This window comes from Tamlana crocina (genome assembly GCA_040429635.1).
Lineage (GTDB): Bacteria > Bacteroidota > Bacteroidia > Flavobacteriales > Flavobacteriaceae > Flavisericum > Flavisericum crocinum.
In genome coordinates, this window is record CP158972.1 from 1,140,483 (window position 1) to 1,163,722 (window position 23,240).

Annotated in this window: 19 protein-coding genes, 1 tRNA gene and 2 pseudogenes; 21 read left to right on the top strand and 1 reads right to left on the bottom strand. The window is 38.4% G+C overall.

What is annotated here, in order from left to right:
- Window positions 1-144 precede the first annotated feature (144 nt).
- The 11 genes from ABI125_05115 to ABI125_05165 all read left to right on the top strand — a co-directional run bounded on the left by ABI125_05115 (window position 145) and on the right by ABI125_05165 (window position 13,753).
- Window positions 145-594, top strand: a complete 450-nt coding sequence (locus tag ABI125_05115; GenBank protein ID XCF07237.1) for a hypothetical protein — start codon at window positions 145-147, stop codon at window positions 592-594.
- 109 nt (window positions 595-703) lie between these two features.
- Window positions 704-1,942, top strand: a complete 1,239-nt coding sequence (locus tag ABI125_05120; GenBank protein XCF07238.1) for a hypothetical protein — start codon at window positions 704-706, stop codon at window positions 1,940-1,942.
- A gap of 254 nt (window positions 1,943-2,196) precedes the next feature.
- Complete coding sequence (locus ABI125_05125) at window positions 2,197-2,970, top strand: hypothetical protein (protein XCF07239.1); 774 nt, start codon at window positions 2,197-2,199, stop codon at window positions 2,968-2,970.
- 18 nt (window positions 2,971-2,988) lie between these two features.
- Window positions 2,989-3,756, top strand: a complete 768-nt coding sequence (locus tag ABI125_05130; protein XCF07240.1) for a hypothetical protein — start codon at window positions 2,989-2,991, stop codon at window positions 3,754-3,756.
- A gap of 137 nt (window positions 3,757-3,893) precedes the next feature.
- Window positions 3,894-6,401, top strand: coding sequence for a type I DNA topoisomerase (gene topA, locus ABI125_05135; GenBank protein ID XCF07241.1), 2,508 nt, complete (start codon window positions 3,894-3,896; stop codon window positions 6,399-6,401).
- A 92-nt stretch (window positions 6,402-6,493) separates the two neighbouring features.
- Window positions 6,494-7,660, top strand: a complete 1,167-nt coding sequence (locus ABI125_05140; GenBank protein XCF07242.1) for a formimidoylglutamase — start codon at window positions 6,494-6,496, stop codon at window positions 7,658-7,660.
- 163 nt (window positions 7,661-7,823) lie between these two features.
- Window positions 7,824-9,185, top strand: coding sequence for a gliding motility lipoprotein GldK (gldK, locus tag ABI125_05145; GenBank protein XCF07243.1), 1,362 nt, complete (start codon window positions 7,824-7,826; stop codon window positions 9,183-9,185).
- 79 nt (window positions 9,186-9,264) lie between these two features.
- Window positions 9,265-9,903 (top strand): gliding motility protein GldL, encoded by a 639-nt coding sequence (gene gldL, locus ABI125_05150; GenBank protein ID XCF07244.1) that lies wholly within the window; start codon window positions 9,265-9,267, stop codon window positions 9,901-9,903.
- A 43-nt stretch (window positions 9,904-9,946) separates the two neighbouring features.
- Complete coding sequence (gldM, locus tag ABI125_05155) at window positions 9,947-11,509, top strand: gliding motility protein GldM (protein ID XCF07245.1); 1,563 nt, start codon at window positions 9,947-9,949, stop codon at window positions 11,507-11,509.
- A 65-nt stretch (window positions 11,510-11,574) separates the two neighbouring features.
- A complete protein-coding gene (gldN, locus tag ABI125_05160) occupies window positions 11,575-12,465 on the top strand; it encodes a gliding motility protein GldN (GenBank protein XCF07246.1) in 891 nt (296 codons plus the stop codon).
- Between the two features lie 244 nt (window positions 12,466-12,709).
- Complete coding sequence (locus ABI125_05165; protein XCF07247.1) at window positions 12,710-13,753, top strand: FAD-dependent oxidoreductase; 1,044 nt, start codon at window positions 12,710-12,712, stop codon at window positions 13,751-13,753.
- Between the two features lie 7 nt (window positions 13,754-13,760).
- Here the strand turns inward: ABI125_05165 and ABI125_05170 are convergent, their stop codons facing one another.
- Window positions 13,761-14,147 carry a DUF983 domain-containing protein gene (locus ABI125_05170; GenBank protein ID XCF07248.1) on the bottom strand — a complete coding sequence of 129 codons (387 nt, stop codon included), beginning with the start codon at window positions 14,145-14,147 and terminating at the stop codon, window positions 13,761-13,763.
- Window positions 14,148-14,234: 87 nt separating this feature from the next.
- Here ABI125_05170 and ABI125_05175 point away from each other — a divergent pair, with 87 nt between their 5' ends.
- From ABI125_05175 to ABI125_05220, 10 genes and pseudogenes are all read left to right on the top strand, one after another.
- On the top strand, window positions 14,235-16,145 hold the full coding sequence (locus ABI125_05175) for an ATP-binding cassette domain-containing protein (GenBank protein XCF07249.1): 1,911 nt from the start codon (window positions 14,235-14,237) through the stop codon (window positions 16,143-16,145).
- Between the two features lie 108 nt (window positions 16,146-16,253).
- Window positions 16,254-17,075 carry a Two component regulator three Y domain protein gene (locus tag ABI125_05180; protein ID XCF07250.1) on the top strand — a complete coding sequence of 274 codons (822 nt, stop codon included), beginning with the start codon at window positions 16,254-16,256 and terminating at the stop codon, window positions 17,073-17,075.
- 67 nt (window positions 17,076-17,142) lie between these two features.
- Window positions 17,143-17,326, top strand: a pseudogene (locus ABI125_05185) (CPXCG motif-containing cysteine-rich protein).
- 59 nt (window positions 17,327-17,385) lie between these two features.
- Window positions 17,386-17,458, top strand: a tRNA-Met gene (locus ABI125_05190).
- 54 nt (window positions 17,459-17,512) lie between these two features.
- Window positions 17,513-18,445 carry a phage integrase N-terminal SAM-like domain-containing protein gene (locus tag ABI125_05195; protein XCF07251.1) on the top strand — a complete coding sequence of 311 codons (933 nt, stop codon included), beginning with the start codon at window positions 17,513-17,515 and terminating at the stop codon, window positions 18,443-18,445.
- Window positions 18,426-18,869: a hypothetical protein gene (locus ABI125_05200; GenBank protein ID XCF07252.1), complete on the top strand. Its 444-nt coding sequence runs from the start codon at window positions 18,426-18,428 to the stop codon at window positions 18,867-18,869. Before ABI125_05195 ends, ABI125_05200 begins: the two co-directional genes overlap by 20 nt.
- Complete coding sequence (locus ABI125_05205; GenBank protein ID XCF07253.1) at window positions 18,869-19,543, top strand: hypothetical protein; 675 nt, start codon at window positions 18,869-18,871, stop codon at window positions 19,541-19,543. Before ABI125_05200 ends, ABI125_05205 begins: the two co-directional genes overlap by 1 nt.
- A gap of 39 nt (window positions 19,544-19,582) precedes the next feature.
- On the top strand, window positions 19,583-20,026 hold the full coding sequence (locus ABI125_05210; protein XCF07254.1) for a hypothetical protein: 444 nt from the start codon (window positions 19,583-19,585) through the stop codon (window positions 20,024-20,026).
- A gap of 162 nt (window positions 20,027-20,188) precedes the next feature.
- Window positions 20,189-21,318: pseudogene (locus tag ABI125_05215) on the top strand (IS3 family transposase).
- Between the two features lie 146 nt (window positions 21,319-21,464).
- Window positions 21,465-23,207, top strand: coding sequence for a tetratricopeptide repeat protein (locus ABI125_05220; GenBank protein XCF07255.1), 1,743 nt, complete (start codon window positions 21,465-21,467; stop codon window positions 23,205-23,207).
- The last annotated feature ends 33 nt before the right edge of the window (window positions 23,208-23,240 follow it).

The following is a 23,240-nucleotide window of genomic DNA, read 5'->3' on the forward strand; positions in this document are numbered from 1 at the left end:
CACTCAATTAGCATGCAAATGTACAATATTATTTGTGTTTATGACAAAGTGACAGTTTGAATTTCCTTGAAAATGTATTAAAATTTGTTAATTTTTATACGCAACCAAAAAGCCATTTTTGTATCTAAAATAAAAAATAGTTTGATGAAAAAGAGTCTCAAAACCATGTTGTTAGCTTTTGTAGCGTTGTTGTGTTTTGTAAATATGACTTGCGAAAACGACGATGATTCCAATGGCTATATGGGCGACTGCGACCAAAATACTGTTGTCGATAGCGATACGTATAAAAATCTGGAAACAGACCGTTTTACAATTATTAGTGCTGAAATTACTGGAGATTGCCTAAATCTTGAAATTGGAGCTTCGGGTTGCGACGGAAGCACTTGGCGTTTTAGTTTGGTCGATTCGGGAGCAGTGGCCGAATCATTTCCCGAGCAACGCTATTTAAAACTTCAACTTCTAAATGAAGAACTGTGCGATGCCTATTTTACAAAAACCATTTCGTTCGATTTAACACCTTTGAGGGTGAGTGGTAGCAACGAAATTATTTTGCATATTGAAGGGTTGGAAACGTCGTTGAACTATAAATATTAATTGAGATGATCTTTGGGGTTATGTCGTTTTTTCGAGTGATTTTCTGGAAGAAAATTGTATCGAGAAACACTTTTCAACTGATAAGAATTTAAAAATAAAATATTTTGCCATGAAATTAAAATACCTTTTTCTGTCCCTGATCGTTGTGTTGGCTTTTTCGTGCGACACCAATGATGAAGACTACGAATTTGTGCAAGTGGCCACGCCACAATTAATGAGTAAAACGGCATTTAGAAGCTCGGTGGAAGTCGATGCCCCGAAAGACATTGAAACCGTTGGGAAAATTTACGCTTATAAGGATTATATTTTTGTAAGTGATGAAAGCAAAGGGGTACATGTTATTGATAATTCCAACCCGGCCGTTCCAAAATCCATCAAGTTTATCAAGATTCCGGGCAATGAAGATATTTCGGTAAAAGACGATTTTTTGTATGCCGATAGCGCTACCGATTTGGTGGTTTTTGATATTTCGGATATCAATAACATCAGTGTGGTTGGGCGTTTAAAAGATGTTTTTAATGTGTATGATTATAATGTGCCGTTGGAAGCCCAAGCGGTTGATTATGCCAATTATGATTATGAAAACGATATTATAGTGGGGTGGACCATCACCACCGAAAGACGCAAAAAACAGGATAGTGATGTTTTAATAGATATGTTTTTGGATGGCGGTCGGGTTTTAAATGCCAGTGAATCGGCCACAGGTAGTGGTGGTTCTTTGGCGCGTTTTCAGATTGTGGACCATTATTTGTACGCCGTGGGGAATTACGAAATGGCTATTTTCAACATCCAAAATTTGGCAGAGCCCGTACTGACCAATACCCAATATGCCGGTTGGAATATCGAAACTATGTTTCAGGCAGAAGGCTATTTGTATTTGGGCAGTACCAACGGTATGTATATTTATAATTTAAATAACCCGGCGTTGCCCGAATACGTTTCAGAATTTACCCATTGGGAAGGCTGCGACCCCGTAGTGGTTGATGGCAATTATGCGTATTTGACCTTGCGTGGTGGTAATGCTTGCGGACAATTGGAAAGCGTTTTGGAAGTGATTGATGTAAGTGATAAATCAACTCCGAAATTAGCGGGAAGATACGAATTGGAAAACCCGTACGGTTTGGGCATAAAAAGTAACGTGCTTTTTGTTTGCGATGGTACGGCGGGCTTAAAGTTGTTTGATAAAACTAATCCGTTGGAAGTGCGTTTTGTTAAGCAATTTCAAGATATTCAAGCAAAAGACGTTATTCCGTTGGAAGATAAACTGTTGATGATTGGCGGAGACATGCTTTATCAATATAACTATGTTGAAAGTGGTGTGGAACTGGTGAGTGAATTTGAGTTGTAAAATTTAATTATCTTTTTTTGATGTAAAAATGGCTCGCAAAGGACCGAAGGCGCCAAGCAATAACTAAGTTCAGAAAAACTTCCGTAAGATAAACTTTGCGACTTCGCACCTTTGCGAGAGCTAAAATAAATAAACTCCAAAATGATTTTGACGAAAATCCTGCGCCACAGCAGGATTTTTTTTTGCACGCATAGCTGATGTTTTTAAAAAACAATTACATTTATGCAAAATTAACCCGTCAAAATTCCAATTGTATGGATGCGTACAACCGCTTAATGCATAAAATTGAAAATGCCAAACCTTTAGAATTTAGTCATATTTTTGATAACGTTATCGAGCTTTTTAAAAAAGTTTGGCTGAAAGGTTTTTTGGTGGTTTTGATTATGGTAGGGATAGCCATGCTTGTTGGCGTGGTGTTTTCATTAATTGGGTTAGCACCAAAAGGTAATTTGTTTGCCGATGGGATTAACCTGGAAGCCTATCTTGATTTCTACTCATCGAGCATCATTCAGAATATACCCCAAACCATTTTGACCACTACGGTAAGTTTAGCTTTGGTTTCGGCGTTTTATAAAATCTGTATTCAGTTTGATGCCGGAAAACAACAAGTGGTTGAAGATTATTTCCAGTTCTTTAAAAAGGAATATTTCTCAAAATTATTGATGTTGGGTATTATCCACACGGGTATAGCTACGGTAGCGCAACTTTTGTTTTTTGTTCCGTATATATATGCTGCCGTGCCATTGGCTTATTTTGCCATTGTTTTTGCGAATAACCCTGAACTAAGCGAAATGGAAATAGTAAAAGCCAGTTTCGCATTGGGTAATAAAAAATGGCTGATTTCCTTCGGAACGCTGTTTGTTGCGGGTTTATTAGGGTTCCTTGGAATTTTAGGTTGTGGCATAGGTATCCTGTTTACCATTTCAATTGTGTACCTGCCCACTTTTTTTATTTATAAAAAAGTAGTTGGGTTTGACGATACCAGCGAAATCGATTTGATAGGGCGCGAAAACAATATCAATTTTTAATATTAAACAAACAAAAATATGAGTACATTAAACGTTTTACTTGAAAAAGTAGAAAATGCCAAAGATTTGGAATTCGGCGATATTTTTAATAAAAGCATCGAGCTTTTTAAAAAAGTATGGTTGCAGGGTTTGGTTATGCTTTTGTTGACTATGGTATTGATGATACCTTTTTATATTGTTATGTATCTGCCGTTAATTGCCATGGGTATTTTTGATCCCGAGGCGATGCAACAGGGCGGTCAGCCAGATATTGCCATGCTTATTCCGTTTTACATATTAATGGTGGTGTTTATGTTTTTCGCTATGGTTATAGCATTTGCATTAAAATCGGCATTTTACAGAATTTGTAAATTCAAGGATTTTAATGAAGCCACATCCGACGATTATTTTTATTTTTTCAAAAAACCATATTTAGGGAAAACCATAAAGGTGGCTGCTATAACTTTCGGTATTTCGCTTTTAGCCACGTTACTATGTGTTCTGCCAATAATTTATGTGATGGTGCCTCTTGCGCTAATCAACGTGATTTATGCTTTTAATCCAGATATGGAAGCGTCCGATATTGTGAAAGTAGGCTTCAAATTAGGAAACAAAAAATGGTTGGTCACATTCGGTTTGATGTTCGTGGCCGGGCTTTTAGCGCAAGTAGTAGGTGTGGTTATGTGTTTTATTGGTGTGGTTGTAACAGCATCGTTTGCTTATTTACCGGTTTATTTTGTTTATAAAGATACCATCGGTTTTAAAGAACAAAACCCCATTGACGAAATAGGAACTCCAATAGAATAAATTTTTAATTAATTGAAAAAGACCTGTTTTTGTAGCGGTAAAAACAGGTTTTTTTGTGTGGTTAATGTAGGGTTAATCCATAAAATGCTACAGATAAATATTTTTTAATATACATTTGTAGCTTCAAAAAGTGAAGTATGGCGAAGAATTTAGTGATAGTAGAGTCACCTGCAAAGGCAAAAACCATTGAAAAATTCCTTGGAAAAGATTTTAAGGTTGAGTCCAGTTTTGGGCATATTGCCGACCTGCCTTCCAAAGAATTGGGCGTTGATGTTGACGGTGATTTCGAACCCAAATACGAAGTTTCAAAAGACAAGAAAGCAGTCGTAAAAAAGCTGAAAGATTTAGCGAAGAAAGCAGAAACCGTTTGGTTGGCTAGTGATGAAGACCGCGAGGGAGAGGCCATTGCGTGGCACTTGGCGGAAACTTTAAAACTGGATAAAAACAAAACCAAACGTATTGTTTTTCATGAAATTACTAAATCGGCCATTCAAAAAGCGATTGAAAACCCAAGAGGCATTGATTACGATTTGGTAGATGCCCAACAGGCACGCCGTGTGTTGGATCGTATTGTGGGGTATGAACTCTCGCCCGTTTTGTGGCGAAAGGTAAAAGGCGGATTGTCAGCAGGGCGTGTGCAGTCGGTTTCCGTACGTTTGATTGTTGAAAAAGAACGTGAAATTGATGCCTTTACGCCCGAAGCATCCTATCGTATTGATGCGGAGTTTTCAAATGAAGACGGGCAAACCTTCAAAGCGAAGCTTCCAAAGAACTTTTCAACCAAAGAAGAGGCGCAAAAGTTTTTGGAGCAAAATGCCGCAGCCGATTTTAAGGTTGCCGATTTAACCAAAAAGCCAGCCAAAAAATCGCCCGCAGCGCCGTTCACCACGTCAACATTACAACAGGAAGCGTCGCGTAAATTATACTTCTCGGTAAGTAAAACCATGACTTTGGCGCAACGCCTTTACGAAGCGGGTTTAATTACTTATATGAGAACCGATAGTGTTAACTTATCGGATGAAGCCCGAAAAGGCGCTGAGGCTGAAATTAAAAATGCCTTTGGCGAAAAATATAGCAAACCACGAAATTACACCGGAAAAGCAAAAGGGGCGCAGGAGGCGCACGAGGCCATTCGTCCTACCAGTTTTGCGACGCATTCGGTGGATATTGATAGAGATCAAGCCCGTTTGTACGATTTGATTTGGAAGCGTGCCATCGCATCACAAATGAGCGAGGCCGAATTAGAGCGCACCAATGTGAAAATTAGTGCATCAACCCACAACGAAACTTTCACTGCCAACGGAGAGGTAATTACTTTCGACGGATTCTTAAAAGTATATCTGGAAGGTACCGACGACGAAGATGTAGAACAAGACGGCATGTTGCCAGCCATGAAGGTGAACGAAACCTTGTTGAACAGTTTCATTACGGCCACCGAGCGCTATACGCGTCCGCCAGCAAGATACACCGAAGCGTCTTTAGTGAAAAAATTGGAAGAATTGGGTATTGGTCGTCCGTCAACCTATGCGCCAACCATTTCAACCATTCAGAATAGAAATTACATTGAAAAAGGCTCTGTGGATGGAGAGGAGCGCAACTATTCGCAGCTGAAATTGCAAAACGGACAAATAAAAGACATCACTTTAACCGAAAAAGTAGGTTCCGATAAAGGTAAACTCGTGCCAACTGATATTGGAATGATTGTAACCGACTTTTTGGTGAATCATTTCGATGCCATTTTAGATTATAATTTCACTGCCAAAGTAGAGGAAGATTTTGATGATATCGCCGAGGGCAAGGAGGATTGGCAGAAAATGATGAAATCCTTTTATAAAGATTTTCATCCGGTGGTTGAAGATGTTAAGGAAAATGCCGACAGGGAGTCTGGTGAGCGTATTTTGGGCACAGATCCAAAAACAGGAAAGCAAGTGAGTGTGCGTTTAGGAAGGTTCGGGCCTATGGTGCAAATTGGTACCGTGGATGATGAAGAAAAACCACAATTTGCCAGTTTAAGCCCAGACCAGCAGTTAAATACTATTACTTACGAGGAAGCTATGGATTTATTCAAGCTTCCAAAGGAACTTGGGCAATACGAAGGCGAATATGTTGAAGTAAATAACGGACGTTTTGGGCCATACGTAAAGTTTGGCGATGCGTTTGTTTCCCTTCCAAAAGGAACCGATCCGTTAAGTGTTGAGTTGGATGATGCCATTGTGTTGATCAAGGAAAAACAAAAAGCCGATGCACCTATATATATGTATAAGGATTTGCCGGTACAAAAGGGTAAAGGTCGTTTTGGCCCATATATAAAATGGAACAACATGTTCATTAACGTGAACAAAAAGTACGATTGGGATAATTTATCGGATGAGGATATTGTGGAATTGATTGAAACAAAAATTCAAAAGGAAATCGATAAGGTTATCCATAATTGGGAAGAAGAAGGCATTCGTGTAGAGAAAGCACGTTGGGGTAGACATAATGTTATCAAAGGCAAAACAAAAGTAGAATTGGCCAAAACCGTTGATGTTAAAGACATGACGATTGATGAGGCCAAAGCTATCATAGAAGCCAACGCTCCAAAAAAGAAGGCCACCAAAAGAAAAACCACAACCAAAAAGAAAACATCCACAAAAAAGAAATAAGCCCGTAATGGGCATTATACTGATAATGGTCAGTATCTTGGAAATAATTTAAGGATGCGAATAAAGAACATTGTTATAAAAGTGTAAAATAGATGAATTTTAATTTTCTCTCTCCGGTTTCAGATTTAGTACTTGCACATAATGAGCTACTATCTCCCCAAGCATTAGGACGGAAAATTAAAATTCACTCAGAACAAAACGGTATTCCTGATTTAGAGGGTGTTAACATCGCTATTTTGGGTGTGCTTGAAAACCGAAACGATGTTGATTACATAGGCGAGGAGTTTCAGCTAAATGAAATCAGGAAATCGTTTTACAGTCTCTTTCCCGGTAGTTGGAATACCACGGTTGCCGATTTGGGTGACATTGAAAAAGGCGAAAGTGTTGAGGATACCTATTTCGCACTAAAAGAAGCCATTGGTATTCTGGTGAAAAAAAAGATTATTCCAGTAATCATCGGTGGCTCCCAAGATCTTACTTATGCCAATTACCGTGCTTACGATGCTTTAATCCCTATGGTGAATGTGGTAAACGTTGATGCCCAGTTTAATTTGGGCGATTCTACAAAACCCATTAAAAATAACAGTTTTGTTGGGAAGATTATTCTCGATAAACCATACAATTTATTCAACTACGCCAATATTGGCTACCAAACCTATTTCAATTCACAGGAAGAAATCGATTTGATGGACAGCTTGTATTTCGAACTGTACCGATTAGGGGAAGTATCAAAGGATATCACTTCGGTTGAGCCCGCTTTGAGAGACGCTCATATTGTGAGTATTGATTTAAATGCCGTTAAAAGTTCTGAAGTGAGCCTTAGGCAGCGTTTTTCACCAAACGGACTGGATGGCAAGGAAATTTGTGCCATAGCCCGATATGCGGGGATAAGCAATAAAGTGAGTTCCTTCGGAATTTATGAATATAAGCCATCAAAAGATGATGAAATGACCGCTATGCTGGTGGCGCAAATGCTTTGGTATTTTATTGAAGGGGTGAACTATAGGGTGAAAGACGACGATTTTTCAGATGATTCGAGCTACCAAAAATTTACGACGCTTACTGAAGATCACCAGCTTGTTTTTTATAAAAGTAATAAAACGGGCCGATGGTGGATTGAAATTCCTTTTTTGTCTGAAGTCAATAATAAATTAAAGAAGCATACGTTATTACCATGCATGCATCAAGATTACCTTGATGCCTGTAATAATAAGGTGCCAGAGCGCTGGTATAAGGCATTTAGGAAAAATAGCGTGTAGCGAAAGGCGTATGGGTGAACAGTTAATTTTATCGGTGAAATGCTAATTTTTTACGATGAAACGTATTTTTTTTAGATAAAAAGTTGTTTTTTAAAAAATATATAAATATGTTTACGCTCTCAAAATTGAAGCATGAATAATTAACCTCGAGTTTTCTATGGATATGAAGAAGTTTATATTATTAACCGCAGTATTGACAATGCTAACTAGTTGTGGCTCCAAGGATAGGGGCGAATTGGTAGGTGTTCAAGGAAAAAAATGGCACCCAGAAAAGCCGTATGGCATGGAACTTATTCCAGGGGGAGCATTTATTATGGGTAAAGCCGACGATGATTTGGCAGGTGTGCAAGATGCACCTTCTAAAACCGTTACCGTTAGAGCTTTCTATATGGATGCAACCGAAATTACAAATAGCGAGTACCGCCAATTTGTAAACTGGGTAAGAGACTCAATTATTAGATACAGATTGGCTGTTTTGGCCGATGAGGTTGGTATGTTGCCAGAAGATGGAGGCATTGGTGAGTACGCATTTAAAGATGCCGATACCGCTAATATGTCCGTTTACGAAAAATACATGTTCGAAAACTATACCGGATTGGGGCCTACAGGTTATGAAGGCCGAAAAATAAACAAAGACGTCGATTTGGTTTTCGATACTTCTGATTACCCAGATGAATATTACACCGAAGTAATGGATACCATGTATTTGCCTTTGGAAGAGTCTTACAACGGGCAACGTACTTGGGATGTTACTAAATTCAAGTTTCAGTACAATCACATGGATATCCAAGAGGCAGCGAGAAACAGAGGTATTAAGCGTAAAGACGTTATCATAAAAGAGGAGATTGAGGTATATCCAGATACTACCGTTTGGATTCGCGATTTTGCATATTCATATAACGAGCCTATGCACAACGACTACTTTTGGCACGATGCATACAGCGATTACCCAGTAGTTGGTGTAACTTGGGATCAAGCAAAAGCATTTTGTGAGTGGAGAACCATCAACAAAAATTCATATCAAAAATCTAAGAAAGGTGCTGCTTTGGTCAATACATTTAGATTGCCTTCGGAAGCCGAGTGGGAGTATGCCGCAAGAGGTGGTCTGCAAGCTGCAACTTACCCCTGGGGTGGGCCTTATACAAAAAGTGACAGAGGTTGCTTTATGGCCAACTTTAAGCCGGTTCGTGGAGATTATGCGGCCGATCAAGCACTGTATACTGTAGAAGCCAAATCATACGAGCCAAACGATTACAACCTGTATAATATGGCCGGAAATGTGGCCGAATGGGTAAATGCATCATACGATCCATCATCATATCAATACACTTCAACCATTAACCCAAGTGTAAACGATAATGAAAATACGCGTAAAATTGTTAGAGGGGGCTCTTGGAAAGACGTGGCATACTTTTTACAGGTAAGCTCAAGAGATTACGAATACGCAGATTCAGCAAGAAGTTATATAGGTTTCAGGACCGTTCAAGATTACATGGGGACAAAAGTAACAAGCAACGGAAACTAATTTATAATCAAATCTAAAATCATAAACTATTAATTAACCTACTTAAGTATAACCTACTTAACATTTAAAACCGAAAATTATGGCAAAGTCAAAAGCAAACAAGAAATTCATGAATATGGCCTATGGATTGGGAGCCGCAATTGTAATTGTTGGTGCACTATTCAAAATCATTCACTTCGAAATTGGCCCGCTAACAGGTAACGTTATGTTAACCATTGGTTTGGTAACGGAAGCGATTATATTCGCATTATCGGCATTCGAACCTGTTGATGATGATTTAGATTGGTCTTTAGTATATCCAGAATTAGCTGGAGGGCAATCAAGCAAAAGAGAAGCAAACGAAGATGCGCAAGGATTACTATCTAAAAAACTAGATAACTTATTAAAAGAAGCAAAAATTGATGGCGAGTTAATTTCAAGTTTGGGCGATAGTATCAAAAACTTTGAAGGTGCTGCCAAAAACATGTCTTCTACAGTAGATTCTATTGAAGCTACTAAAAAGTATGGCGAAGAATTATCTTTGGCTGCCGCTCAAATGGAATCGCTAAATAGCTTGTACAAAGTACAGTTAGAAAGCATCAATAAACAAGCTGCCATTAACGAGGAGTCTGTAGAAAATGCCGCAAAACTTAAAGAGCAAATGCAATCTTTAGCATCAAACCTGTCTTCTTTAAACGGTGTTTACGGTGGAATGCTTTCTGCAATGAACAAAAATTAATTAGGGGTTAAGCCTAAATTTATTAACCAAAAACCTAATTATCATGGCAGGAGGAAATTTATCACCTAGACAGAAAATGATTAATCTGATGTACCTCATATTCATCGCAATGTTGGCTTTGAATATGTCGAAAGAAGTACTTTCAGCATTCGGATTAATGAACGAAAAGCTTACAGAATCTAACAAAGCTACAGAGCAAAGAAACGCCAACTTTGTAGCCAGTTTAGAACAAAAAGCAAACGACCAACCTGAAAAATATGAACCTTTAAAAGCTAAAGCCGCTCAAATTGATGTTTTAGCCCATAAATTTGATGACTATTTAGAGGATTTAAAAGGGAAAATGACAGCCGATCTTGACGATGCTACCGATTATGAAGTGATGGACAAAGGAACTTACCTTGACGAAAACTTCTTTAAAGGCGATAAGTTAAAAGAAGACGGACAAGAGTTCTTAAATCAAATAAACTCATTTAGAGAAGGTGTGGTTAAAGTTCTTGAGAACGAACCAGGAATGGAAAGCATCGTAAAAGATGTAAAGGAAAAATTCAATACAGAGCAAGAAATCAATAGAGACGGTATCAAAATCGATTGGTTGGATTACCATTATAAAGGATTTCCTTTGGTAGCTTCATTAACTAAAATGACGCAATTACAGGCCGATATCAAAACCACTGAGTCTGAAATTCTATCAAATATGTTGCAAGGTACACTTTCCAGTGAGGTATCAATGACCAACTATACCACGTTGATGGAAACTTCAAAATCAGCTTACTTTAACGGCGAGCAATTTGACGGACAGATTGTATTGGGTCGTAAAGATGCTTCAACAAAACCTAAAAGGGTTGAACTGACTTTAGACGGTAGAAAGTTAACTGAAAACCAATATTCAATTGAAGATGGTAAAGTAAAGTTAAAGATTGGTACTGGCGGTGTTGGAGAGCACAAAATAGAAGGTAACCTTTATTTTGGTGAAGGCGGTGAAGAAATTGCGGTTCCTGTAAGTTCTTCGTTCGCAACCGTTGCCAAGCCAAACGCAGCAACCATTTCGGCCGATAAAATGAACGTAGTGTACCGTGGTGTTAAAAACCCAATGACTATTTCGTTTGCTGGTATTCCAGATAACAAAGTTAATGCTAGCGCACAAGGTTTATCTAAAGCTGGTGGTAGCCGTTATGTAATGGATGCGACCAGAATTCAAGGTCGTGAAGTAACTATTAATGTTACTGGAACCTTGCCTGATGGTGGAAAAGTTAGCGATAACGCGAAATTCAGAATTAAAGATTTACCAAAACCAACCGGTACCATAAGAGGGGAAGATGGTCAGGTAAAAATGCAACGTAACAGTTTAGAGATTTCTACTGTTGGTGCGATGTTCGATGATTTCGATTTCGAATTGCCATTACGTGTAACCGGATTTAAATTTAAAGTTCCAGGACAACCTACAATAAATGTTAACGGTAATAAGTTAGATAGTAGAGCCAAAAGCGCATTGCGTAAAGCAAAACGTGGCGAGGGCGTTCAAATATTCGATATTGAAGCTAAAGCCACTGGCGTAAGCGTAATACTTAAAAAAGTATCGCCAGTATTTATTGAGCTTACAAATTAGAAAAACTATTTGGGATGGTTTTTACAAGCCATCCCAAATATTGATAATGCAAAATAATATTTAAGATGAATCTAAAAAGTGTTTTATTAACCGCCGCAACTGTTTTAACGGCATCAGGTATGTTCGCTCAAGCTAACATACTTAACGCCAAAAGTCCAGAGGAAATTGGTGTAAGAACCGAAGCCCAAAAAGCAGTTGACAATGATAAGCCATTGGAATATGGTTATGTTGATGATAGGGATATTTTGTACTCTAAAATGGTATGGGAAAAAATTGTACTCGACGAGCGTGCAAACTTTCCGCTGTACTATCCAATAGATACCAACAATATCGGAAGCAATAGGCGGTCGTTGTACGATGTATTGATGAAAAGCATCAAAACCGGTAAGATTGAAAACATTTACGATGATTCTTATTTTACCACTAAACGAACCCTAAAGGATATTGAAGGCGCATTAACATTGATTGATACTACCGAATTGGGTATCGAGCAAATTAACGCCGGTGAAGAATTGTCGCCAGAGTACATTGTACGAAGAGACATTACTGCTGCCGATATCATGGAATACCGTATCAGAGGGCTTTGGTACTTCGATAAGCGCCAAGCCGAAATGAAATACAGATTATTGGGTATTGCTCCCGTAGCGCCCGATGTAAACTTTATTGATTCTGATACGCCCGATTTAGTGGAATTGTTTTGGGTGTTTTTTCCAGATGCCAGAGAAGTGCTTCATGAGGCGAAATCGTTTAATAATAAGAACAGCTCCATGCCATTTTCTTTCGACCATGTGTTGAATGCCAGGCGTTTCCAAGCTTATATTTACAAAGAGGAAAACGTGCAGCAGGATAGGGCTATTTCAGAATACGTGTCAGATAACGCTTTGATGCAATTGCTCGAATCTGAACGAATTAAAGATAAAATCAGGGATTTTGAACTGGATATGTGGACATACTAGTTTAAAACTCAAAAAGAATAAAAGAAAGCCGTCATTTTAATGATGGCTTTTTTTTGTGGAGAATATAAAAAGTAGTTTTCTTGTCATTTCGAGCGGAGTCGAGAAGTCTCATCCTGTTTAAAACTCAATTCTCGAAACGATAACTATTGTGCGTTATCGAAATTTAGAATGATGAACTTTTTGAATCTCTTTTTTATAGCGAATATGTTCTCCCAATAATTTTTCTGGCTATATTCGTGCCATTATGCAAGTAGATTATATTATAGTTGGCGTGGGCTTGGCCGGTATTAGTTTTTGCGAACAGCTTAAAGCCAATAACAACACGTTTTTGGTGTTTGATGATGCTTCGCAGCAGTCGTCAACCGTGGCTGGAGGTATGTACAATCCTGTGGTGCTAAAGCGTTTTACGCCCGTTTGGAAAAGTGCAGAGCAACTCGATTTGGCTTTGCCGCTATACGCTAAAATTGAAAAAGATATTAGTGCTCAATTGGATTATAAAATTCCGGTTTATAGAAAATTTGCTTCAGTGGAAGAACAAAACAATTGGGTAGCAGCTTCCGATAGACCATTCCTCTCGGAATATATGAGCGAAAAAATTATCAAAAATGATAACCCCTCCATAGAAGCGCCATTTGGTTTCGGAAAAGTAAACCATACAGGACGTATTGATGCCAAAGCTTTGGTGGAAGGGTATAAGTCGAATTTGCGAGCCGATCAATGTTTAAGAGAGGAAACTTTCAATCATAACGATTTGAATTTTGGTGGAAATACCATAAAGTACAAGGATGTTGAAGCCAAGCATGTCGTTTTTTCAGAAGGATTTGGGGTGGTGAACAACCCGTATTTTAAAGCATTACCGCTGGTGCCAACAAAAGGCGAGTTGTTGACCATACATGCGCCAGAATTAAATGTTGATTATATCATAAAAGCTGGTGTATTTTTAATTCCTTTAGAAGACGGTTATTATAGAGTGGGAGCGACTCACCAATGGGAAAACTTAAACCATTATGTCACAAACGAAGCTCGTGAAAAGCTTTTAAACCGATTAGAAAAAGTCATAAAATGCGAATTTAAAGTTACCGATCAAGTAGCTGGCATCAGGCCAACGGTAATAGACCGAAGACCTTTGGTGGGGCAGCATCCCGAACATAAAAGCATGTACATATTGAACGGTTTGGGCACCCGTGGCGTGATGATTGGTCCCTATGTGGCCCAACAACTTTTCCAATTTATAGAAAATAACGAGCCGTTGGAAAAGGAAATCGACATTAAAAGGTTTTCAGAGTAAACGGCTATTATTTCTTATTAGCTAAAGATTTATCGTAACTCATAAAAAAGTTAATCCAAATATTTCGGGAAAGTCGCATGATTATTGGCATAAAAACAACCAATGTGCCTACTATTGAAATAAACATAACGTTGAGCCCCGCATTAAACACAAAAAACGAAATAACAAAAGCGGCTGTGGCAAAAGCGATACCAACAGCGTAGCTTACGTACATGGCGCCATAAAAAAAAGACGGTTCAATTTTGTATTTGGTACCACAACAGCTACAGGTTTCGTGCATATCCAAAACCTCTGTAAGGGCATACGGGTTTTTGTTTTTGTACATCGATTCGCCGTGGCATTTTGGGCAAGAACCGGTTAAAATGCTATATAGTTTACTTCCTTTTTTAAACATATTATTTAATGTATTTTTGCAGCCAAGAATTGCAGTGTAAAAATACTATTTAATGAACAAAAACACTGTAATTAAAGTTACATTTCTATGATGAACATTCATAATTTATCCGTTTCATTTCAAGGAGAATATCTTTTTGAAGACATCACTTTTAAACTCGGAAACGGCGACAGGGTAGGGTTAATTGGAAAAAATGGAGCAGGAAAGTCTACCATGCTTAAAATTTTATCAAAGGAAATGGAGCCCGATACCGGTCAGATTGCGGCCGATAAGGAACTTAAAATTGGCTTTTTAAAACAGGATATCGATTTTATTTTCGGTCGTACCGTTCTAGAGGAAGCCTATGAAGCGTTTACTGAAATTAAGGCTTTAGAAGCTAAAATGGATTCGGTAAACACACAAATGGTCGAACGCACTGACTACGAAAGCGAGGGCTATCACCAATTGATGGTTGATATTAATGAATTGCAGCACCAATATGAAATCTTGGGCGGTTACAATTATCAAGGTGACACCGAAAAAATCCTTCAAGGTTTAGGTTTTAAACGCGAGGAGTTCGATAAACTCACCGATACCTTTTCGGGCGGATGGCGCATGCGCATCGAATTAGCCAAACTGTTGCTGCAAAACAACGATATTTTGCTTCTGGATGAGCCTACCAACCACTTGGATATTGAATCGATTATTTGGTTGGAAGGGTTTTTGAAAAATTATGCAGGGGCAGTGGTAATCGTATCGCACGATAAAATGTTTTTGGATAATGTGACCAACCGAACCATTGAGATTTCATTGGGAAGAATTTACGATTACCCCAAACCCTATTCAAAATATTTGGTGCTGCGCGAAGAGCTGCGAACCCAGCAGTTGGCTTCACAAAAAAACCAGCAAAAGCAGATTGAGCAAACTGAAAAACTAATTGAAAAATTCCGTGCAAAAGCCTCAAAAGCCACGATGGCACAATCGCTGATAAAAAAGCTGGACAAAATAGAGCGCATTGAAGTTGATGAAGACGATAATAGTGTAATGACGCTTAACTTTCCGGTTTCGGTGACGCCGGGAAAAGTAGTGGTCGAGGCCGAAGCTATTTCAAAAAGCTATGGTGAAAACCAAGTGCTTAAAAACATAGATTTGTTGATTGAGCGAGATAGTAAAACGGCATTTGTTGGGCAAAACGGGCAAGGAAAATCCACTTTGGCAAAAATTATTATTGGAGAAATAAAGCACCAGGGAGAGCTAAAATTAGGGCACAACGTGCAGATTGGCTATTTTGCCCAAAATCAAGCCGAATATCTCGATGGCAATAAAACCGTGCTAGATACCATGATTGACGCGGCCAATGAAACCAACCGTAGTAAGGTGCGTGATATTTTGGGGTCGTTTTTGTTCCGAGGTGAAGAGGTTGAGAAATATGTGCGGGTACTTTCTGGTGGAGAGCGAAACCGATTGGCACTGGCAAAACTGATGCTTCAACCATTCAATGTTTTAGTTATGGATGAGCCTACCAACCACTTGGACATCAAATCTAAAAATGTACTGAAGGAAGCTTTAAAACGCTTTGAAGGCACATTGATTATAGTATCGCACGACCGTGATTTTCTTCAAGGGCTAACCAATGTGGTTTATGAATTTAAAGACCACAGGCTTAAAGAGTATTTGGGCGATATTGATTTTTATTTGGAACAACGCCAAGTCGCCAGTTTACGGGAAGTTGAAAAACGTACGGTGGTTGCCACAAAACCCAAAGAAAAAAAGCAACAGAGTTACGAAGAGCAAAAAAAGCTAAAATCGCTAAACAATAAGTTGAGTAACGTAGAGGCAAAAATCAATCAATTGGAGCGCGATATTAAAGCGATTGATGTCGAGTTGGAAGTTAATTATGAAGAAGTGACCTCAAAGCCCAATTTCTTTGATAATTATCAAAAGAAGAAAACCGATTTGCAGAACTATATGCAAAAGTGGGAAGATATTCAATTGGAAATTGAAGCTTTCGAAAGGTAGTTCATCGAAGTGCAAATGTTAAAAAATAATGTATTTCATCGAATAAAATAGTTTTTTGTCTAGGTTTGGGTTATTTTTGTGAGAGAATTAATCCCCCAAATCTAAAATATGAAAACTTTAAAACTTGTCGTTTTGTGTTTTTTTACAACAGCTTATTCTTTTGCAAGTATTTCTTCAACTGAAAGAGAGGCGTTAATAGCTGTGTATAATGCAACAAATGGAGCTAATTGGAACACTTCGTGGGACCTAAATACTACGGTAGACAAATGGTACGGCGTTAAAGTTGAAGCTGGTAAAGTGGTAGAAATCAATTTACAATTCAACAATTTATCTGGAACATTGCCTCAAGAAATAGGGAATTTAACAGGTTTACGAACCATAAACTTAGGCTTCAATAAATTAAGCGGAGAACTTCCCTCATCATTAAGAAACCTTAAAGAATTAACAGCTTTAGAATTGTTTATGAACCGTTTTGAAGGACAAATTCCTTCTGAACTTGGTGAATTAAAAAAGCTTGAGTCATTACAGTTGTACAGTAATAAATTTACTGGAGAAATACCAAACTCTTTAATGAGGTTGACTAATTTGAAGGTGCTTTTGTTAGGAAGTAATTTTCTAACAGGACCGATTCCAGCCGAGATTGGTGCTTTATCAAACTTGCAAAAGTTTAGTGTGATGGATAACCAGATGTACGGCGAAATTCCTTCAGAAATGGCTAGTTTGACTGAATTGGAAGAGTTGTTGTTATCAACAAATCAATTTACAGGTGATATTCCAAAAGAGTTTTTGAATTTAGAAAAACTGAATACGTTTATGGTAAGTGATAATAATCTGAATTACGAGTATATAAGTATTTCAGGTAAAAACCCGCCAGCATTGATGATGGAAATAGAAAATTCTACCGCTGTAATGGATTTAGAAAAAGAATAAAGTAAAGCTTATAATTTTGTTTAAAGGGAGCCATCGAATATTTTGATGGCTTTTTTTATATTTATAAATGATTGAACATTATTTTACTTGTCCATATTGTTGGGAACAAATTTCCATGTTGTTGGATAACTCTATTTCTGACCGAGAAATATATCGAAGATTGTGAAGTCTGCTGTAACCCGATTCAAATAGGTTTAAAATTTAATGGGACGCAATTAATAGATTTTCAGATAAGTAATATAGAACAATAAATTTTTATTGCTAAATGCTTGCAGAAACTAAAAAGGGTTGTATATTTGCAGTCCAATATCGCGGGATAGAGCAGTAGGTAGCTCGTCGGGCTCATAACCCGAAGGTCACTGGTTCGAGTCCAGTTCCCGCTACTAAGTTTAAAACGAACGTAATGAGCGGTTTAGGTTTTCCTAAACCGTTTTTTTATGCTCACCATTAAACAAATACTTACCTTTGCATACGATAGTGAATACGAAAGTGCATACGATTTGTCAGAAAAGCGACCATTTTCCCAGCCCAAAATCTACACCGGCAACGGTGACCTGAATAAGCGCTGGTACGTGTACTTTTCGTTCCGTGACCCCGGGACGTGCCGTTTGAAACGCCAGACCCCGATATACGGAAACGCCAATGGCTACAAGACCAAGGAAGAGCGTTTGGCGGTATTGACCGTGCTTCAAAAAACACTGTTGCGGCTTTTGAGAAAAGGTTTTAATCCCTATAAGGACAATACGGAACTTTTCAATAGCCTTTACAATGGGACTAGCGAAGCCCCTAAAGCGGAAGGCTCGAAAGAAGATGATGGAACGGGGCAACCCAAAGAGCCGAATCCCATTGAAAGGCAGTTACCTAAACAGGCAGAAACGGAAGCCGAGAACGGAGCGACACTTGACGAAGCCTTCAGCCTCGATGCCGAGATCAAATCGGAGACGCTCCAGCCCAGTAGCCAGCGCTCCTACAACAGCCACATCAACGTGTTCAGGAAATGGCTGGCGGAAAACCGCCCCAAAATGGAATACATCGGGCAGCTGGACAAGCAGACCGTACTGGACTTCCTGAAACATATACTCAAAAATTCATCGGCAAGGAACAGGAACAACTACCGGGCCAGCCTGAGCAGTCTGTTCTCTACATTGGAGGAGCATGAATATGTAAGTAGCAATTTTGTTAAGAGGATAAAGGTCTACAAGTCCAATCCAAAGCGCAACAAAAGCTATACCGACACTCAGCAACAGGAAATATTCGACCATTTGGAAAAGGAGGATCCGTTGCTCTTACTCTTCATAAAGTTCGTGTCGTACAATTTTTTTGAAGCCGATCGAGGTTTGTCGTCTAAAAGTGGGCGATATCGATCTTGAAAAGCGCACGCTCAGCTTTAAGGCCAAGAACAGTGAGCACAAGACGAAGATCATCCCCGAAATACTTTGGCGCGACCTGCCAGACCTTTCAGCATTTAACAGGGAAGACTTTCTTTTTACGCCACAGGGCCTGGGCGGGCAATGGGAAGGGACGGCCGATAGCAAACGCAATTATTTTTCCAAACGCTTCAAGAAGGTGGTCAAGGAGAAGTTTTTGTTGGGGGATGACCATGGCATGTACAGCTTTAGGCATACCTTTATATCGAAACTTTACAAAGAACTGGAAAAGGCCTCATCGCCGCACGCCGCAAAGAGCAAGTTGATGCAGATTACGGGGCACAGCTCGATGAAGGCGTTGGAACAGTACCTACGGAGCATAGACGCAGAATTACCGGAGGACTATTCCGAAATGATTAAAAATTGATGGGAGACAGACTTGAACATTTTATAACCGCCTCGATCTTCGACCTTATGGACTCGACGTTGTTCTACGTGCCGGAAATATTGGTCGATACCTTTTCGCCGGAGGAAAAAGAGGCATGGGCGCCCCATGTGAACCAATTGATGCTGGTAGATGGCAACGGGTTCAATTTTATCGTAGAGGAAGACGATGTGGCCATCCAGGTGATGAAAAAGTTCAATAAGCTCAGCGAAGTGGTTTTTTCGCTCTACAACCTAAAGGACCAATTTGGCGAATCGGCCTTTCGGTACGCAGTCGAAAAGTACGGCGGGCTGGTGGCACTGTTCCATTATGTTACGGACTGGATGGACAACAATTGCCAGAAGGATATAGCGGACCTGACCGAAAACCACAAAAAGGCCTTTAGCTTACAGCGCCAACTGCATCTGGATCACAAGCTCGATTTCGAGAAACGGTTCGCACTGCCAAAAACAGAGATTGGGGCAAACAGCCCAATAGTAGAGTTGGTCAAAAAGAGCTTTGGAGGTTTGGTGCCCAATCCCAACACCCGGACGGCTACTGGAACCAACGACCGCCAGACCAAAAAGGAGCGCTTACAAAAGATCAAGTGCGGTACCGAGGAAACAGCCGAAAAATACCTCTTATCTACGGTTTTTGGTATCAAATTTGAAAAATAGAGACTATTATGCGTAAAATAAACGTATATTTGACGCATAATGAACGAACCAAGATTTTATACCTGTAAGTTCTGCTATAAAGAATACGTGCCCACAAGGCGGGGCGCACAAAAATATTGCAGCGATACTTGCCGCTCCAAAGCCTACCACCATAGAAAATTACGAAAAAATGGTCTGGAGAAGAAGGGGACGCTGCCCGATAAGTACGCTGCTGACAAAAAGCCGCCCGGTAAACAATCGGTGGACAAGATGAGCCTGGCCGGAGTGGGCAACGCCACCATGGGGACCCTGGCGGCGGATGCCTTTAAATCTATTCTGACCAAATACGAGAACAAGGCGGCTACCAAAAAAGACATCATGGAACTTAAGTCTGTTTTGAGCGGCGCCAGATATTATCCCGTAAAAAATATGATAAGGGACTCTCTTGGAAGGGCGCCGCACTATGACATGGAAACTGGGAATGTGGTTTATTTATTGGTATAGTCAATGAGTCAAAGTCAATATTGTGGAAAAACTGACAAAATCGTTCAAGGTTAAAGAGAAACTTTCTCTAGGAATTCAAGAATACAGGCGTATGGTTGTAAGCCTCCCATAAAATCGAACTGTTTAAAAGTGTAAAAATAATATTAACTTTAAACAGTAATTATGAGAAGAAGTAAATTTAGTCCACAGCAAATAGCTAAGATTTTAAAAGAGTTCGATAACGGCAAGAGTGTTGAACAGATAACGCGCGAACATGGAGTAAGTACATCTGCCTTTTATAAATGGCGAGAACGTTATGCAGGCATGAACGGAAAAGAACTAAAGCGTATTAAAGAATTAGAAGAGGAAAATCGCAAACTTAAACAGATGTATGCAACTTTAGCCTTAGACCACCAAATGGCTAAAGAAATAATTGAAAAAAAGCTATAAAGCCCTGCCGTAAGCGGAGTATTGCAAAGGAACTTATTCATTACGGTATCAGTAGGGCGTGCCGTGTTCTCAATATGAGTAAGAGTGTCTATTATTACACACCATTACCTAAGGACGATCTCGAGATAGAACAAGCTTTACAGCAAAAGGCTTAAGAGCATTCTGAAGAAGGATTTTGGAAAGCCTATGACCGATTACGAGAAGAGGGCAAACCTTGGAATCACAAACGTGTGCATAGGGTTTATGTTTCTTTAGGGCTGCCTTTGAGAAGAAAGGTAAAGAAACGTTTGCCTGTTAGAGTAAAAGAGCCTTTAGAGGTTCCTAATGAGCTCAATCATACTTGGAGTATGGATTTTGTAACCGATGTTTTAGAGAACAAAAGACGTTTTAGAGCATTTAATATCATTGATGATTTTAACCGAGAAGTTCTTCATATAGAAATAGATTTTTCATTGACTAGTAATCGCATAGTCTGGGTGCTTAACCACCTAATAAATAAAAAAGGAAAACCCCAGAAGATACGAATGGATAACGGCCCTGAGTTTATCGCTAATATCACTAATGAATGGAGTCAAATGCATGGAATAGATTTTAAATATATTCAACCAGGAAAACCAACTCAAAATGCTTTTATAGAACGCTTTAATGGAAGTTATAGACGTGGAGTTCTAAACAAATACATATTCGAAGATCTTGATCAAGTTAGAGAACAAACCCAGATATGGATAGATGACTATAACAACCACAGACCACACGATGCTCTAGGAAAAATTTCTCCAATTAAATATGCAAAAATTAATTCTCATGGAGCTAGCTCCATGAGAATTAAAAACAGTAATTTTAAACCAGTTTTAGAAAATTAAGCAGTTCTAATATGGGGAAGCTTACATGGTGTAAATAATGTTTTATGTTTGATTCCGAAAATTATATTTGGCTTTTTAATTTTTATATTAGTAAAATTTAAATTTTGAATTGCCAAAAATCTATAGCAGTACTCCCATTCGTCAATATGAGTAACAATATTGATAACGAATATTTCTGCGATGGATTAACTGAAGAGATAATTAATGCTTTAGCAAAAATAAAAGGCCTTTCTGTAACCTCGCGAACATCTTCATTTTATTTTAAGAACAAAAAAGTAACAGCTAAAGAGATTAGAGAAAAGTTAAAGGTGGCCGCCTTTATTGAAGGGAGTGTAAGAACATCAAAAAAGAAAATGCGCATTACAGTGCAAATGATCGATACTGTTGACGATTTTCATTTCTGGTCAGAAACATTTGATAGAAACCCAGAAAATGTTTTTCAGGTACAAGATGAAATTAGTCTATTCATCGCAGAGAAGTTAAGGGAACATATTGGCCATTTAGAAATAGGGGAAAAGTTAGTAGAACCTATTGATGTACCCATTGATATTTATAAAGAATATCTAAAGGGCAGATTTTATTTGATGAAGCTAGACTATGATAACATCATTAAGTCATTTGTAATATTTAATAATATTACCAAGAAAGAACCCGGTTTCCTTAATCCTTATTTAGATATAAATTTAGGGTATACATACATGGGTGCTTTAGGATTATTGCCAGCTTACGAAGCTTTTCATAAAGCGCAGCCATATTTTCAAAAGGCTTTGACTCTTGATCCAAATTCAGCAAGAGTCCAATTGAATTTATCTTGGATTGAATGTTGGCAGAACTGGAATTTAGAGAAGGCTTACGAACATGTTAATAAAGCATTAGAGATTCAACCAGCAGATGATATTTACTTAACCATTTCTAACTATTTAACCGTTGAAGGAAAATTAGATCCAGCGCAAAACTATTTAGATAAGGCCTTACAATTAGATCCGTTTTCTGCGATGAATCATCATTATAAAGGCTTCTTGCTTTACCTACAGGAAAAGTACAATGAAGCAATTCCTTATTTACAGAAAGCTTTAGAGTTAAATGGTGATTTACCTTTTCCTCCCTTATATATTGGTGAATGTTTGTTGCTTACAGGTAAACATGCAGAAGCTATTAATTATTACAATAACTTAAAAGGCGTTTCAGTAAGTGATTTAACTCAACTTGGTGGTTTAACCATGTGCTATGCCAAAACTAATGATATTGTAAAGTGCAAAGAAAAGATGGTAGAGCTTGAAGGTTATTTACAATCTGATAATATAGATAAAGCATTTAATTTCTTGATTTTAGTAAATGTGTTATTGGGTAACTACAATAAGGCAATAGACCTTGTAGAACAAGCTTTTGAAAATCACTTACCTTTAATTTTATTATTAAATACCGAGCCTCTATTAAAACCTATAAGAAACAACAAACGCTTTAAAGGCATCATGCTCAAAGCAATTCCTGATAATGTTAACTACAAGCAGAAAAAAAAGTACAAACACGCTTTGCTGGATACAACCGAAATTAAAAAGTACAGTAAAGAATTAGAGCAACTAATGATAGATTATAAACTCTACATAAATCCAGATCTATCATTAAAAGATCTAGCATCGTACTTAGAGCTTCCAGCAAATTACGTCTCTCAATTATTAAATCTAGGTTTTGATAAAAATTTCTCAGAATATGTCAATACCTTTAGAGTAAATGAATTTAAAGAACGCATTCTTTTAGAAGAAAACAAAGGTTTAACAATAATGGCAATTGCCTATGATAGTGGGTTTAATTCTAAAACAGTGTTTAATACGTTTTTCAAAAAAATGGAAGGGAAAACACCCAATGCTTATCTAAAATCCCATCAATAGAATTAGTTCTGATTTATAAAATAGGACGTTTAT